Origin of the sequence: Streptomyces sp. NPDC058534 (assembly GCF_042717365.1) — a bacterium.
In the GTDB taxonomy this organism is placed as follows: Bacteria; Actinomycetota; Actinomycetes; order Streptomycetales; family Streptomycetaceae; genus Streptomyces.
This window is the reverse complement of the sequence record NZ_JBHXNW010000063.1, coordinates 1-13502: the sequence shown is the minus strand read 5'-3', so window position 1 is coordinate 13502 and position 13502 is coordinate 1. Positions and strand designations below refer to the sequence as shown.

Genomic DNA, 13502 nt, shown 5'->3' with positions numbered 1-13502 from the left:
GCGCGTACCCGGCCTCACCGCGTTCAGGGGGCGGACCGAAGCCCCGCCGCTGCCGCCGCACCCGCCCGGCGACCGAAGAACGTGCCGTCACCGAGCGACGTACCGCTGACGTATCCCTCGCCGTGGATGCCGGAGGCCGCCCGCCCCGCGGCGAACAGGCCGGGCAGGACAGTCCCGGACACGTCGAGCACCGCGCCGTCCACGGTGGTACGGAGCCCGCCGAGGGTGAACCCGGCGACGCCCGTCCCCGCTCCCGCGCTCGGCCGGCCGCCCTGGTGGAAACCGGCCCTGGGGTCGATCGCCGCGAACGGGCCCTTCAACGGGCGGAGCCAGTGGGCGTCCTTGTGGAAGTACGGGTCCTGCCCGCGCGCCGCGTGCGTGTTGTAGGTGCCGACGGTCGACTCCAGGGCGCCCGGCGGCATGCCGAGTTCACCCTCCAGCTCGCCCAGGGTCTCGGACACGAACCGGGGGACGACGCCCCAGCGTTCGCGCTCGGGCACCGCCTCGAAGCCCTCCTCGTCGACGATCACCCAGTAGGGTGCGGGCTGGGTCAGCACGGCGGCCACGCTGAACAGGCCCGGATAGACATCCTCGTTGACGAAACGCCGGCCGTGGGCGTTGACCAGCATGCCTCGCACTGCCAGCGCGGGCAGCGCGGTGAGAGCCAGCTCGACCACGCCCATCCGCCGGGTCGCGGCACCGAGGGCGGCGGCCATCCGGATGCCGCTGCCGTCGTCGAGACCGTCGCTGACCCTGCCGTGGGCGAGGAGGTGCGGGGCGTGGTCGGCGAGCATCTCCTCGTTGTCGGCGAAGCCCCCGGTGGTGAGCACCACTGCCCCGCGCGCCCGGTACGCCAGGTCCTCGCCGTGCCGGCGGGCGGTGACGCCCACAACGCGGCCGGTGTCGTCCACGATCAGGGCGGTGGCCAGGGTGTCGGCGTGGGTCACCGCGCCGGGGGCCCCCCGCGGGGGGGCCCCCCCGTTCTGGAAAGCGGTGCGTCTCAGACGTTGAACCCGAGCGCCCGCAGCTGCTCGCGGCCGTCGTCCGTGATCTTGTCCGGGCCCCACGGCGGCATCCAGACCCAGTTGATGCGCAGCTCGTTGACGAGGCCGTCCGTGGCGGACTTGGCCTGGTCCTCGATCACGTCCGTCAGCGGGCAGGCCGCCGACGTCAGGGTCATGTCGATGGTCGCGATGTTCGCGTCGTCGATGTGGACGCCGTAGATCAGGCCCAGGTTGACGACGTCGATGCCCAGCTCGGGGTCCACCACGTCCAGCAGGGCCTCGCGGACCTCCTCCTCGGAGGCCGGCTTCATTTCCACGGTCTCACTCATGCCGTCGTCTCCTTCTCGGCGTCGGCGCCGTCCAGCGCCTGGGCCGTCGCGTCCTTCCAGGCCATCCAGCTCAGCAGGGCGCACTTGACCCGGGCCGGGTACTTCGAGACCCCGGCGAACGCGACCGCGTCCTCCAGGATCTCCTCCATCTCGTCGTCGGGCTCGATCCTGCCCTTGGACTGCATCAGCTCCAGGAAGGTCTCCTGGATCCGCCGCGCCTGGGCGAGGTCCTTGCCGACCAGCAGGTCGTTCAGCACGGAGGCGCTCGCCTGGCTGATCGAGCAGCCCTGGCCCTCGTAGCTGACGTCGCTGATCGTCGTGCCGTCGTACTTCACGCGCAGCGTGATCTCGTCACCGCAGGTGGGGTTGACGTGGTGGACCTCGGCGTCGCCATCCCGCAAGCCCCGCCCGTGCGGGTGCTTGTAGTGGTCCAGGATGACTTCCTGGTACATGGAGTCCAGCTTCATGCTCTTCGCTCGTCCCGTCAGCCGAAGAAGTTCCGTACGTGCTCCAGGCCGTCGACCAGCGCGTCTATCTCGGCCGGCGTGGAGTACAGATAGAACGACGCTCGCGTGGTCGCAGGAATTCCGTACCGCAGGCAGACGGGGCGGGCGCAGTGGTGGCCGACCCGGACCGCGATGCCCTGTTCGTCGAGGACCTGGCCCACGTCGTGCGGATGGATGTCGCCGAGCGTGAAACTGATCGCCGCGCCGCGCTCCTCGGCCGTGGTGGGGCCGATGATGCGCAGGTCGGGGACGTCCAGCAACCGCTTGACCGCGTACTCGGTCAGCGCGTGCTCGTGCGCGAGGATCTTGTCCATGCCGATCGAGTTGAGGTAGTCGATCGCCGCGCCCAGACCGACCGCCTGCGCGACCGGGGGCGTGCCCGCCTCGAACTTGTGCGGCGCCGGGGCGTACGTGGAGGAGTGCATCGAGACGGTCTCGATCATCTCGCCGCCGCCGAGGAACGGCGGGAGGTCCTCCAGCAGCTCCTGGCGGCCCCACAGGACGCCGATGCCGGTCGGGCCGCACATCTTGTGGCCGGTGAAGGCGACGAAGTCGGCCTGGAGGGCCTGCACGTCCAGCGGCATGTGCGGCGCGGCCTGGGAGGCGTCGATGCACACGAGCGCGCCGACCTCCTGGGCGCGGCGCACGATCGCCTCGACCGGGTTCTGGGTGCCCAGGATGTTGGAGACCAGCACGAAGGAGACGATCTTCGTCTTCTCGGTGATGACCTCGTCGATGTTGGACAGGTCGAGGCGGCCGTCGTCGGTCAGGCCGAACCAGCGGAGCTTCGCGCCGGTGCGCTGCGCGAGCAGCTGCCACGGCACGATGTTGGAGTGGTGCTCCATCTCCGTGATGACGATCTCGGTCTCGTGGTCCACGCGGTACGGGTCGTCGGCCCAGCCCAGCATGTTGGCGACGAGGTTCAGGGACTCCGAGGCGTTCTTGGTGAAGATCACCTCGTCCCGGGAGGGCGCGTTGATGAACTCCGCGACCTTGTCGCGCGCGCCCTCGTACAGCGCCGTGGCCTCTTCGGCGAGGACGTGCACGCCGCGGTGGACGTTGGCGTTGTAGCGCTCGTAGTACTCGCTGAGCGCGTCCAGCACCTGTCGCGGCTTCTGACTGGTCGCCGCGTTGTCCAGGTACACGAGCTTGTGCCCGTCGTGGACCTGGCGGTCCAGGATGGGGAAGTCCTTGCGGATCGCCTCAGTGTCGAGGAGGCCCGGCAGCTGTGTCACTCGGATGCGCCACCCTTCGTGTATGCCTCGTAGCCCTCGGCCTCCAGCTTGTCGGCCAGCTCGGCGCCGCCCGACTCGGCGATGCGGCCGTTCGCGAAGACGTGGACCTGGTCGGGCTTGATGTAGCGCAGGATGCGCGTGTAGTGGGTGATCAGCAGGGTGCCGACCTCACCGGTCTCGCGGACGCGGTTGACGCCCTCGGAGACGACGCGCAGGGCGTCGACGTCGAGGCCGGAGTCGGTCTCGTCGAGGATCGCGATCCTCGGCTTGAGCAGCTCCAGCTGGAGGATCTCGTGGCGCTTCTTCTCACCGCCGGAGAAGCCCTCGTTGACGTTGCGCTCGGCGAAGGCGGGGTCCATGTTGAGGTTCTGCATGGCCTCCTTGACCTCCTTCACCCAGGTGCGCAGCTTGGGGGCCTCGCCGCGGACGGCGGTGGCGGAGGTGCGCAGGAAGTTGGAGACCGAGACGCCGGGGACCTCGACCGGGTACTGCATGGCGAGGAACAGGCCGGCGCGGGCGCGCTCGTCGACGGACATCTCCAGGACGTCCTCGCCGTCGAGCAGGACGGTGCCGCTGGTGATCGTGTACTTGGGGTGACCCGCGAGGGAGTAGGCGAGGGTCGACTTGCCGGAGCCGTTCGGGCCCATGATGGCGTGCGTCTCGCCCTGCTTCACGGTGAGGTCGACGCCCTTGAGGATCTCCTTCGTGGCGTTGTCGGCCTCGACGGTGACGTGCAGGTCTCGGATTTCAAGCGTTGCCATGGGTGCCTCAGGACTCCTGGGTGAGGGAGACGAGCACGTCGTCCCCTTCGATCTTTACGGGGTAAACGGGGACGGGGCGCGTCGCCGGAAGACTGTCGGGCTTGCCGGAACGGAGGTCGAAGCGCGAGCCGTGCAGCCAGCACTCGATGTGGCAGTCGTCGACCTCGCCCTCGGCGAGGGAGACGTTCGCGTGCGAGCAGACGTCGTGGATCGCGAACAGCTCGCCCTCGGTGTGCACGACGGAGATCGGCGTGCCGTCGAGTTCCACCCTCTTGGGGGTGTCCTCCTCCAGCTCGTCCGCTCCGCAGACGCGTACGAAGGTCATGCGACCGACGCCTCCAGCTCTTCCTCGATCTTGGCGATCAGGCGCTCCTCGATGTCCGGGACACCGATCTGCTGGACCAGTTCGGCGAAGAAGCCGCGGACCACCAGGCGGCGGGCGTCGATCTCGGGGATGCCGCGCGCCATCAGGTAGAAGAGCTGCTCGTCGTCGAAGCGGCCGGTGGCGGAGGCGTGGCCGGCGCCGACGATCTCGCCGGTCTCGATCTCCAGGTTGGGCACCGAGTCGACCCGCGCGCCGTCCGTGAGGACGAGGTTGCGGTTCATCTCGTAGGTGTCGGTGCCCTCGGCCGCGGCCTCGATGAGCACGTCGCCGATCCAGACCGCGTGCGCGTCGTCGCCCTGGAGCGCGCCCTTGTAGGCGACGTTGGACTTGCAGTGCGGCACGTTGTGGTCGACCAGGAGGCGGTGCTCCTGGTGCTGGCCGGCGTCGGTGAAGTACAGGCCGAACAGCTCGGCCTCGCCGCCGGGGCCGGAGTAGGCGACGCGCGGGTGCAGCCGGACCAGGTCGCCGCCGAAGGTGACGACGAACGACTTGAAGCCGGCGTCCCGGCCGATCAGCGCGTTGTGCTGACCGACATGCACGGCCTTGTCGTCCCAGTCCTGGACGGAGACGACGGTCAGCTTGGCGCCGTCGCCCAGGACGTAGTCGACGTTGGCGGCGAGCACCGCGTCACCGGTGTGGTCGATGACGACCACGGCCTCGGCGAAGGCGCCCAGCTCGACGACCTGGTGGGCGTAGGCGGTGCCGCCCTCGCCGTGCACGGCGATGCGGATCGGCTCGGTGAGGACCGTCTCCTTGGGGACGGTGATCACGCCGGCCTTCTCGAACGCCGAGTACGCCTGGGCGGCGATCCGGTCCACCGGGGTGCCCGCCCGGCCGATGCGCGCGTCGTCGCGGCCGACGGTCTCGACGACCACGCCCTCGGGCGCGTCGACGTCGACCTTCACGCCGTCGCCGGTGGCGACCGCGGTGCCGTCGTGCAGCCCGCGCAGTCGCTCCAGCGGCGTGAACCGCCACTCCTCCTCGCGGCCGTGGGGGACCGGGAAGTCCGCCACGTCGAAGGACGCGGGCGCGCTCATGCGCGTGGCGACGGTCGACTCGGCGGCCACCGCGATCTGGCCCGCGGTGGTGGACCCCACGGGGATGTTCTGAGCCTCAGCCATGGCTGTCGGTCTGCTCTCTTCCTGCGTCAAGAAATCGGGGAGTGCTGCGAAGGACGGGCCTCAGCCGACCGCGCCTTCCATCTGCAGCTCGATCAGCCGGTTGAGTTCGAGGGCGTACTCCATGGGCAGCTCCTTCGCGATCGGCTCGACGAAGCCGCGCACGATCATCGCCATCGCCTCGAACTCGGTGAGACCGCGGCTCATCAGGTAGAAGAGCTGGTCCTCGGAGACCTTGGAGACGGTCGCCTCGTGGCCCATGGACACGTCGTCCTCGCGGACGTCCACGTACGGGTACGTGTCCGAGCGGGAGATGGTGTCGACGAGCAGCGCGTCGCACAGCACGTTCGACTTCGATCCGGCCGCGCCCTCGCCGATCTCGACCAGGCCGCGGTAGGACGTACGGCCGCCGCCGCGCGCCACGGACTTCGAGACGATGTTGGAGGACGTGTTCGGCGCCATGTGGACCATCTTGGAGCCGGCGTCCTGGTGCTGGCCCTCGCCCGCGAAGGCGATGGACAGGGTCTCGCCCTTGGCGTGCTCGCCCATCAGGTAGACGGCGGGGTACTTCATCGTCACCTTGGAGCCGATGTTGCCGTCGATCCACTCCATGGTCGCGCCCTCGTACGCCACGGCGCGCTTGGTGACCAGGTTGTAGACGTTGTTCGACCAGTTCTGGATGGTCGTGTAGCGGCAGCGGGCGTTCTTCTTGACGATGATCTCGACCACGGCGGAGTGCAGCGAGTCGCTCTTGTAGATCGGCGCGGTGCAGCCCTCGACGTAGTGCACGTAGGCACCCTCGTCGACGATGATCAGGGTCCGCTCGAACTGGCCCATGTTCTCCGTGTTGATACGGAAGTAGGCCTGGAGCGGGATCTCGACGTGCACGCCCTTCGGCACGTAGATGAAGGAGCCGCCGGACCACACCGCGCTGTTCAGCGAGGCGAACTTGTTGTCGCCGACGGGGATGACGGTGCCGAAGTACTCCTTGAAGAGCTCCGGGTGCTCCTTCAGGGCCGTGTCGGTGTCCAGGAAGATGACGCCCTGCTCCTCCAGGTCCTCGCGGATCTGGTGGTAGACGACCTCCGACTCGTACTGCGCGGCGACACCGGCGACGAGGCGCTGCTTCTCCGCCTCCGGGATGCCGAGCTTGTCGTAGGTGTTCTTGATGTCCTCGGGCAGGTCCTCCCAGGACTCCGCCTGCTTCTCCGTGGAGCGCACGAAGTACTTGATGTTGTCGAAGTCGATGCCCGACAGGTCCGAGCCCCAGTTCGGCATGGGCTTCTTCTCGAAGAGGCGCAGGCCCTTGAGGCGGAGCTTGGTCATCCACTCCGGCTCGTTCTTCTTCGCGGAGATGTCGCGGACGACGTCCTCGTTGATGCCGCGCTTGGCAGAGGCGCCGGCCGTGTCGGAGTCGGCCCAGCCGTATTCGTACTTGCCCAGGCCCTCGAGCTCGGGGTGGGCAGTCTCCGTGGGGAGAGTCATGCGGGGTTCCTCCCGGCCGTGCTTGCGGATGCGTTAGCGGTGTTCGTGGACGCGTGCGCCGTGGGCGGCGCGTGCGAGGTCTTCGGAATGAACGTGGTGCAGACCCCGTCGCCGTGCGCGATGGTCGCGAGCCGCTGTACATGCGTACCGAGCAGCTCGGCGAAAAATTCCGTCTCCGCCTCGCACAGCTGCGGAAACTGCTCTGCGACGTGGGCGACCGGGCAGTGGTGCTGGCACAGCTGCTCGCCCTGCTGGGGGTGGGGTGCGCTCCGCGCCGTAGCAGCGTACCCGTCCGCGCTCAGGGCCCTGGCCAGCGCTTCGGTGCGCTTCTCGGGCGGGGCGGACTCGACCGCCTCGCGGTACGCGCCGCCCTGGGCGGCGATCCGGGCCCGGGCGAAGGCGGCGATCGCCTGCTCCCCGCCCTCCCGCTCCGCGATCCAGCGCAGGGCGTCCGCGGCCAGCTTGTCGTACGACTGGTCGAAGGCGTCGCGGCCGCAGTCGGTGAGCGCGAAGACCTTGGCGGGACGTCCGCGCGTGCGCGTGCCGTAGACCCGCTGCTCGCGTGCCTCGACCACGTCGTCGGCGACCAGGGCGTCGAGGTGGCGCCGTACCGCCGCCTGGGTGAGGCCCAGACGCCCGGCGAGCTCGGCGACCGTCGACGGCCCGTGGTCCAGGATGGAGCGCGCGACGCGGTTGCGGGTGGACCGCTCACCGGTCGCGAGTTCCTCCTGCGGAGCCTCGCCAACGTTTTTCACAACGCCATTGTTGCGTAATTCCTCGGAGACGGGCAAGCCGGGTCCGGATCTTCGGACGGTGCCCTGCGTCACTTAGGTATACCTAATCCGACCTGCGGAAACGATCTTTGATCGATCAATCCGGTGGCGGCCCGGGCGGGCCTGCGGGACACTCCCCGGCATGCCCACACCCCCTCCGACCGGCCCACTCGTCACCCGCGGCACGATCGCCGCGGGGCTGCGCGAACTGGGTGTGCGGACCGGCGACACCCTCCTCGCGCACACCTCCCTCAGCTCACTCGGCTGGGTCTGCGGAGGGCCCGTCGCGGTGGTCCAGGGACTGCTCGACGCCCTCGGCCCGGTCGGCACGCTGGTGGTCCCGACCCAGACCGGCGACCTCTCCGACCCGGCCCTGTGGACCAGCCCCCCGGTGCCCGAGGAGTGGTGGGACACCGTGCGTGCCGCGACGCCCCCCTACGACCCGCTGATCACGCCCTCGCGCGGCGTCGGGGTGATCCCCGAGACCGTACGCACCTGGCCGTGCGCCCGGCGCAGCGCGCATCCGCAGACCTCGTTCGCGGCCCTCGGGGCGCGCGCCGCCGAGGTGGTCGAGGGGCACGCGACCGACTGCCGGCTCGGCGAGCGCAGTCCGCTGGCCACGCTGGAGCGGCTCGGCGCCCGGGTCCTGCTGCTCGGCGCGGGCTACGAGGCGTGCACCGCGTTCCACCTCGCCGAGTACCGGATCCCCTCCCCGCTGGTGGAGGTGGGGCGCCCGGGGCCGGTGGGCTGGGAACGGGTGACCGAGGTGTCGATCACGTCGGACCGCTTCGACGAACTCGGCCACGACTTCGAACGGGACCGGCCGGTCGTCCGCGGGGGCATCGGCGCGGCCCCCGCACGGCTGTTCCCACTGCCGGACGCGGTCGCCTACGCCGAGCGGTGGCTCCCCATGCACCGCCCCCGCGACTGACGGCCCGGCCGCGCAGGCGGCCCGCGACCCACGGGCCCGGCGGCGAACGCTGACGCCCACGGGCCGGACCCCGGCAACCTCGCGCAGCGAGAATCTCGGACCGTGCCGCGGCCGAACGGGTTGGCGCGTCGTGCGCCGCCCCCGCCGGGTGGCATCCCGTGCTCCGGAACACACCACCCGCGACTGACGGCCCCGGGCCCGAGCACCGCGGCGGGCCCGCAGCCCGGCGGACCGGCCGCGCGGACGGCCGGGACGCGATCTGGTGGGCGCCTCGCGCGCGGCGCAGCACCGGGTGGCGCCCCACGCTCCGGAACGCACCGCCCCCGCCCCGTGCGGGGGAGATCCCGCACCCCCGCGCCCGGGCGCTCCGCCGTCTACCTAGACTCGTGACCCATGCGAAGCGAGCCCGTGGTCCAGGTGCAGGCCCTGGTGAAGCGGTACGGCACGAAGACCGCGGTGGACGGCCTGGACCTGGTGGCCGGGGCGGGAGTCACCGCCGTGCTCGGTCCCAACGGGGCGGGCAAGTCGACGACCGTCGAGACCTGTGAGGGATACCGCAGGCCGGACTCCGGGACGGTGCGCGTCCTGGGCCTCGACCCGGCGGGGCAGGGCGCCGAGCTGCGGCCCCGGATCGGCGTGATGCTCCAGTCCGGCGGCGTCTACTCCGGAGCCCGGGCCGACGAGATGCTGCGCCACGTCGCGAGACTGCACGCCCATCCGCTGGACGTCGACGCGCTGATCGAGCGGCTCGGCCTGGGTTCGTGCGGCCGGACCACGTACCGCAGGCTCTCCGGCGGGCAGCAGCAGCGGCTCGCCCTGGCGATGGCGGTGGTCGGGCGTCCGGAGCTGGTGTTCCTGGACGAGCCGACGGCCGGGCTCGATCCCCAGGCCCGCCGCGCCACCTGGGACCTCGTGCGGGAGCTGCGGAGCGACGGCGTCTCCGTCATCCTCACCACCCACCACATGGACGAGGCCGAGCAGCTGGCCGACGACGTCGCCATCATCGACGCGGGCCGGGTCATCGCCCAGGGCTCGCCCGAGGAGCTGTGCCGCGGCGGCGCCGAGAACACCCTGCGGTTCACCGGCCGGCCGGGACTGGACGTGGCGTCCCTGCTCAAGGCGCTGCCCCCGGACTCGGCGGCGGCGGAGCTGACGCCGGGCTCCTACCGCGTCATCGGCAAGGTCGACCCGCAACTGCTCGCGACGGTGACCTCCTGGTGCGCCCAGCACGGGGTGATGCCGGACCGCATCTCGGTGGAGCGGCACACCCTGGAGGACGTCTTTCTGGAGCTCACGGGCAAGGAGTTGCGCTCATGATTCGGGTCCGCACAGGGATCGGCCGGGGGTCCGGGGGTCGTCCCCCGGGAAGACACAGCCTGGAGCTCACGGGCAAGGAGTTGCGCTCATGATTCGGGTCCGCACAGGGATCGGCCGGGGGTCCGGCCCGCGGCGAAGCCGCAGTCAGACGCAGTGCCCCCCGGGAAGACACAGCCTGGAGCTGACCGGCAAGGAGTTGCGCGGGTGACCACGACGACCAGTACGTACACACCGAAGCCCGGCGCCGCGCCCCTCGGCCGCATGATCGCGGCGCAGGCGGCGCTGGAGACGAGGATGCTGCTGCGCAACGGCGAGCAGCTGCTGCTGACAGTGATCATCCCGACGCTGCTGCTCGTCCTGTTCAGCACCGTGGACATCGTCGACACCGGCACCGAGGAGGCCGTCGACTTCCTCGCCCCCGGCGTGCTCGCGCTCGCCGTCATGTCGACGGCGTTCACCGGACAGGCCATCGCCACCGGCTTCGAGCGCCGGTACGGGGTGCTGAAGCGGCTGGCCGCGTCGCCGCTGCCCCGCTGGGCCCTGATGGCCGCGAAGACGGTGTCGGTGCTGGTCACCGAGGTGCTCCAGATCGTCCTGCTGACGGTGATCGCCTTCGCGCTGGGCTGGTCGCCGCACGGCAACCCGGTGGCCGTGCTGCTGCTCCTGGTCGCCGGTACGGCCGCCTTCTCCGGGCTCGGGCTGCTCATGGCGGGCACGCTGAAGGCGGAGGCCACGCTGGCCGCCGCCAACCTGGTCTTCCTGCTGCTGCTCGTGGGCGGCGGGGTGATCGTGCCGCTGGACAGGTTCCCCGACGCGGCGCAGGACGTGCTGGGACTGCTGCCGATCTCCGCCCTGTCGGAGGGGCTGCGCGACGTACTCCAGCACGGTGCCGGGATGCCGTGGGAGAACCTGGGGATCCTCGCCGTGTGGGCGGTCGCGGGGCTCGCTGCCGCCGGGAAGTTCTTCCGCTGGGAGTAGAGCCGCCGGGAGGGCCGCACGCCCGAACCCGACCCTCGTGAAAGCGTGCACAAGCGGACCCCTACGATGGACGGCGTGCCAAACGTGACCCGCGCCGACGCCGTAGCCGCCGTGCGCAACCCGCTCGCCTTCATCGCCGCGCGCTGGACCCCGGATCCCCGGACCGTCCGGCGGGCGGCGCTCGTCGCCCTCATCATGTCGGTGGTCATCGTGGTCACCGGCGGCGCGGTACGCCTGACCGGCTCGGGCCTCGGCTGCCCGACCTGGCCCAAGTGCACCGACGACTCGCTGACCAACACCAGCGAGATGGGCGTCCACGGCGTCATCGAGTTCGGCAACCGCATGCTGACCTACGTGCTCTGCGCGGCGGTCGGCTGGGCGATCATCACCGCGCGGTCGCAGAAGCCGTTCCGGCGCTCGCTGACCCGGCTGGGCTGGGCGCAGTTCTGGATCGTGATGGGCAACGCGATCCTCGGCGGCATCGTGGTCCTCGTCGGTCTCAACCCGTACACGGTCGCCGCGCACTTCCTGCTGTCCAGCGCGCTGATCGCGGTCGCCACCGTGATGTGGCAGCGCACCCGGGAGGGTGACGCGGCACCGCGCCCCCTGGTCGGCAGGCCCGTGCAGCAGATGGTGTGGGTGCTGACCGTCGTCTCCGTGCTGCTGATCGCGGTCGGCACGGTGGTCACCGGTTCCGGTCCGCACGCGGGCGACTCCAGCGAGGTCGAGCGGATGCCGGTCGACTGGGAGACGGTGAGCAAGGCGCACGCCGTCCTGGCGTGGATCGTGGTGACGCTGACGTTCGCCCTGTGGTTCGTACTGAAGGCGATCGACGCGCCCAAGGGGCCACTGGCCCGTACCCGCGACCTCTTCCTGGTGCTGCTCGCCCAGGGCGTCATCGGCTACGTCCAGTACTTCACCGACCTGCCCGAGGTCCTCGTCGGCCTGCACATGCTCGGCTCGTGCCTGGTGTGGATCGCGGTGCTGCGGGTGCTGCTGGCGATGCGCGAGCGGGCGTGGGAGACGGCGGCCGAGGTGCCGGGTCCCTCGGCGCAGGCGACGCTCACCCGGGCCTGACCAGGCTCAGCGGGGCCGCCTGAAGTCCGTAGACCCGGCCCGCGTTCCCCGACGCGATCATGCCGGCCACCCGCTGCGCGTCCCCCAGGGACCACGCTCCCTCGGCCACCCAGGTGCCCAGCACCCGGCCGAGGGCCTCGCGGAACAGGCGGGCGGCGACCACGTGCAGCTCGGGCAGGCCCTGGGCGCCGCTGGAGAAGAGGATCTTGCCGAAGGGGGCCGGCTCCAGGATCTCCGCGAGTACCGTCGCGGCCCGGGCGCCGGTGCGCACCAGGGCGGCGCCGGAGTCGGCGTAGACGTGCGGGAAGACGCCGGCCAGGTGGGCGGCGTGGCGGTGGTACGGGTAGCCGTGCAGGAGGACCAGGTCGGTGCCGAGGCCCGCGGTGGCCCGGACGAAGTCCGTGAGCAGCACCGGGTCGGTGCGGTCGATGCGCAGGCCCGGCTCCCCGAGGCCGGCGTGCAGTTGGAGCGGCAGTCCGGAGGCGACGGCGATCCACAGCAGGTGCCGCAGCAGCACCGGGTCGCTCAGTTCCCCGCCCACCTCGCGCCCGGTCAGCCAGCGCCCGGCGGCCCCGCGCACCTCACCGGGGCCGGGCGGTTCGGGAGCGAGCGCGAGTCCGTGCCGTACGCCCGCGACCGACGTGAAGGCGACCGCACCCGCGGCGGCCCCGTGCACCGCCTCGGCGAGGTTGGCGAGGAAGGACTCGACGGTGCCGGAGGTGTCGGCGACCTGTTCGGCCAGCAGTTCCAGGCGCACGATCTCGTGGGCGTCGGCGTCCGCGGCGGAGGCCATCTCCGCCGGGCCGGTGAGGTCGCCGGGCAGGCCGGCGTCCACCAGGTACGTCGTGATGCCGCTGCCGCGCAGCAGCCGGCGGTCGGCTTCCATGACGCCCAGCTCCCGGCGCCGGGCCAGGTAGCGGGCGGGCGAGCAGTGCGGTTCCAGGCCGAGCAGGGGCGGGCACCAGCGGCGTACCGCGAAGCCGGTCTGGGTGTCGAAGAGGGTGGTGCCCGGCGCGGGCGGCCCCTCGGTGCGGGCCAGCTGGGCCTCGAAGGTGCCGAGGCCCAGCTCCGTTCTCAGGACTCCGTGGCAGTACTGGTCCACCAGGGACGGCGTTTCGATCATCCGGACTCCCCGTGACGGGACCGTGTACGGCTTCTACGGTCCTAACGGGTGAACCCGGTCTCAGGTGTTGCTCGGGCCGCCGACCTGGATGCCGGCCATGCGCGACCACTCGTAGCGGCCCGTCGTCACCTTGGCGGCGAACTCGCCGTCGAAGTCCTCGTGGACGGTGATCCCGGACTTCTCCACCGCCCGCTGAGCGGTCTCGTGGGAGCGCGCGACCAGGTCGCCCCACTCCCCGTCCTCGCCCACGAGGACGATCCGGGCGCCGCGCTCACCGAGGTAGGCCACCTGGGCCTCGGCGCCGCCGTGCGCCTTGGAGAAGGAGTCGATCGACCGGGCGAGGCGCGCCACCCGGCGCTCGGTGCGCCGGTCGGCCTTCGTGTCCCCCTGCTGCGTGTCCACCTGCTGCGTGTCTGCCATGACCAGGATGCTACCGACGGGTAGATCGAACGGCGACGGGCGGGGTGCGTGGCCTTGGCC

The 13502-nt window shown here is 71.2% G+C and carries 15 protein-coding genes; 4 read left to right on the top strand and 11 right to left on the bottom strand.

The window, feature by feature from the left end:
• Window positions 1-23 precede the first annotated feature (23 nt).
• Genes ACFWR9_RS30855 through ACFWR9_RS30815 form a run of 9 tightly spaced genes read right to left on the bottom strand, consistent with a single transcriptional unit; the run spans window position 24 to window position 7578 of the window.
• On the bottom strand, window positions 24-947 hold the full coding sequence (locus tag ACFWR9_RS30855; protein ID WP_383847599.1) for an FAD-binding protein: 924 nt from the start codon (window positions 945-947) through the stop codon (window positions 24-26).
• A gap of 53 nt (window positions 948-1000) precedes the next feature.
• Window positions 1001-1333, bottom strand: coding sequence for a metal-sulfur cluster assembly factor (locus ACFWR9_RS30850; RefSeq protein WP_007448279.1), 333 nt, complete (start codon window positions 1331-1333; stop codon window positions 1001-1003).
• Window positions 1330-1800: a Fe-S cluster assembly sulfur transfer protein SufU gene (gene sufU, locus ACFWR9_RS30845; protein ID WP_383847597.1), complete on the bottom strand. Its 471-nt coding sequence runs from the start codon at window positions 1798-1800 to the stop codon at window positions 1330-1332. The genes ACFWR9_RS30850 and sufU overlap by 4 nt, the downstream gene beginning before the upstream one ends.
• Before the next feature lie 17 nt (window positions 1801-1817).
• Window positions 1818-3074, bottom strand: a complete 1257-nt coding sequence (locus tag ACFWR9_RS30840; RefSeq protein ID WP_383847595.1) for a cysteine desulfurase — start codon at window positions 3072-3074, stop codon at window positions 1818-1820.
• The gene (gene sufC / locus ACFWR9_RS30835; protein WP_383847593.1) at window positions 3071-3835 is read right to left on the bottom strand and encodes a Fe-S cluster assembly ATPase SufC; all 765 of its coding nucleotides are present in this window, start codon (window positions 3833-3835) and stop codon (window positions 3071-3073) included. The genes ACFWR9_RS30840 and sufC overlap by 4 nt, the downstream gene beginning before the upstream one ends.
• A gap of 7 nt (window positions 3836-3842) precedes the next feature.
• Window positions 3843-4160, bottom strand: a complete 318-nt coding sequence (locus ACFWR9_RS30830; RefSeq protein WP_383847591.1) for a non-heme iron oxygenase ferredoxin subunit — start codon at window positions 4158-4160, stop codon at window positions 3843-3845.
• Complete coding sequence (sufD, locus tag ACFWR9_RS30825; protein ID WP_383847590.1) at window positions 4157-5341, bottom strand: Fe-S cluster assembly protein SufD; 1185 nt, start codon at window positions 5339-5341, stop codon at window positions 4157-4159. Before sufD ends, ACFWR9_RS30830 begins: the two co-directional genes overlap by 4 nt.
• A gap of 60 nt (window positions 5342-5401) precedes the next feature.
• Entirely contained in the window at window positions 5402-6823 is a 1422-nt protein-coding gene (sufB, locus tag ACFWR9_RS30820; RefSeq protein ID WP_383847588.1) for a Fe-S cluster assembly protein SufB, read from the bottom strand.
• Window positions 6820-7578, bottom strand: a complete 759-nt coding sequence (locus tag ACFWR9_RS30815) for a helix-turn-helix transcriptional regulator (protein WP_383847586.1) — start codon at window positions 7576-7578, stop codon at window positions 6820-6822. The genes sufB and ACFWR9_RS30815 overlap by 4 nt, the downstream gene beginning before the upstream one ends.
• A gap of 160 nt (window positions 7579-7738) precedes the next feature.
• On the opposite strand from ACFWR9_RS30815, the gene ACFWR9_RS30810 reads away from it, so the two are divergent.
• The 4 genes from ACFWR9_RS30810 (at window position 7739) to ACFWR9_RS30795 (ending at window position 11899) form a co-directional block, all read left to right on the top strand.
• Entirely contained in the window at window positions 7739-8527 is a 789-nt protein-coding gene (locus tag ACFWR9_RS30810; protein WP_383847584.1) for an aminoglycoside N(3)-acetyltransferase, read from the top strand.
• A 393-nt stretch (window positions 8528-8920) separates the two neighbouring features.
• Entirely contained in the window at window positions 8921-9844 is a 924-nt protein-coding gene (locus ACFWR9_RS30805) for an ABC transporter ATP-binding protein (protein ID WP_383847582.1), read from the top strand.
• Window positions 9845-10105: 261 nt separating this feature from the next.
• Entirely contained in the window at window positions 10106-10822 is a 717-nt protein-coding gene (locus ACFWR9_RS30800; RefSeq protein WP_383847690.1) for an ABC transporter permease, read from the top strand.
• Between the two features lie 66 nt (window positions 10823-10888).
• Window positions 10889-11899, top strand: a complete 1011-nt coding sequence (locus tag ACFWR9_RS30795; RefSeq protein WP_383847580.1) for a heme A synthase — start codon at window positions 10889-10891, stop codon at window positions 11897-11899.
• Here ACFWR9_RS30795 and ACFWR9_RS30790 read toward each other — a convergent pair.
• Together ACFWR9_RS30790 and ACFWR9_RS30785 are read right to left on the bottom strand one after the other, a co-directional pair.
• Window positions 11886-13022 carry an amidohydrolase family protein gene (locus tag ACFWR9_RS30790; protein ID WP_383847578.1) on the bottom strand — a complete coding sequence of 379 codons (1137 nt, stop codon included), beginning with the start codon at window positions 13020-13022 and terminating at the stop codon, window positions 11886-11888. The two genes, ACFWR9_RS30795 and ACFWR9_RS30790, sit on opposite strands and share 14 nt — an antisense overlap.
• Before the next feature lie 60 nt (window positions 13023-13082).
• Window positions 13083-13442 (bottom strand): hypothetical protein, encoded by a 360-nt coding sequence (locus ACFWR9_RS30785; RefSeq protein ID WP_383847576.1) that lies wholly within the window; start codon window positions 13440-13442, stop codon window positions 13083-13085.
• Window positions 13443-13502: the final 60 nt, after the last annotated feature.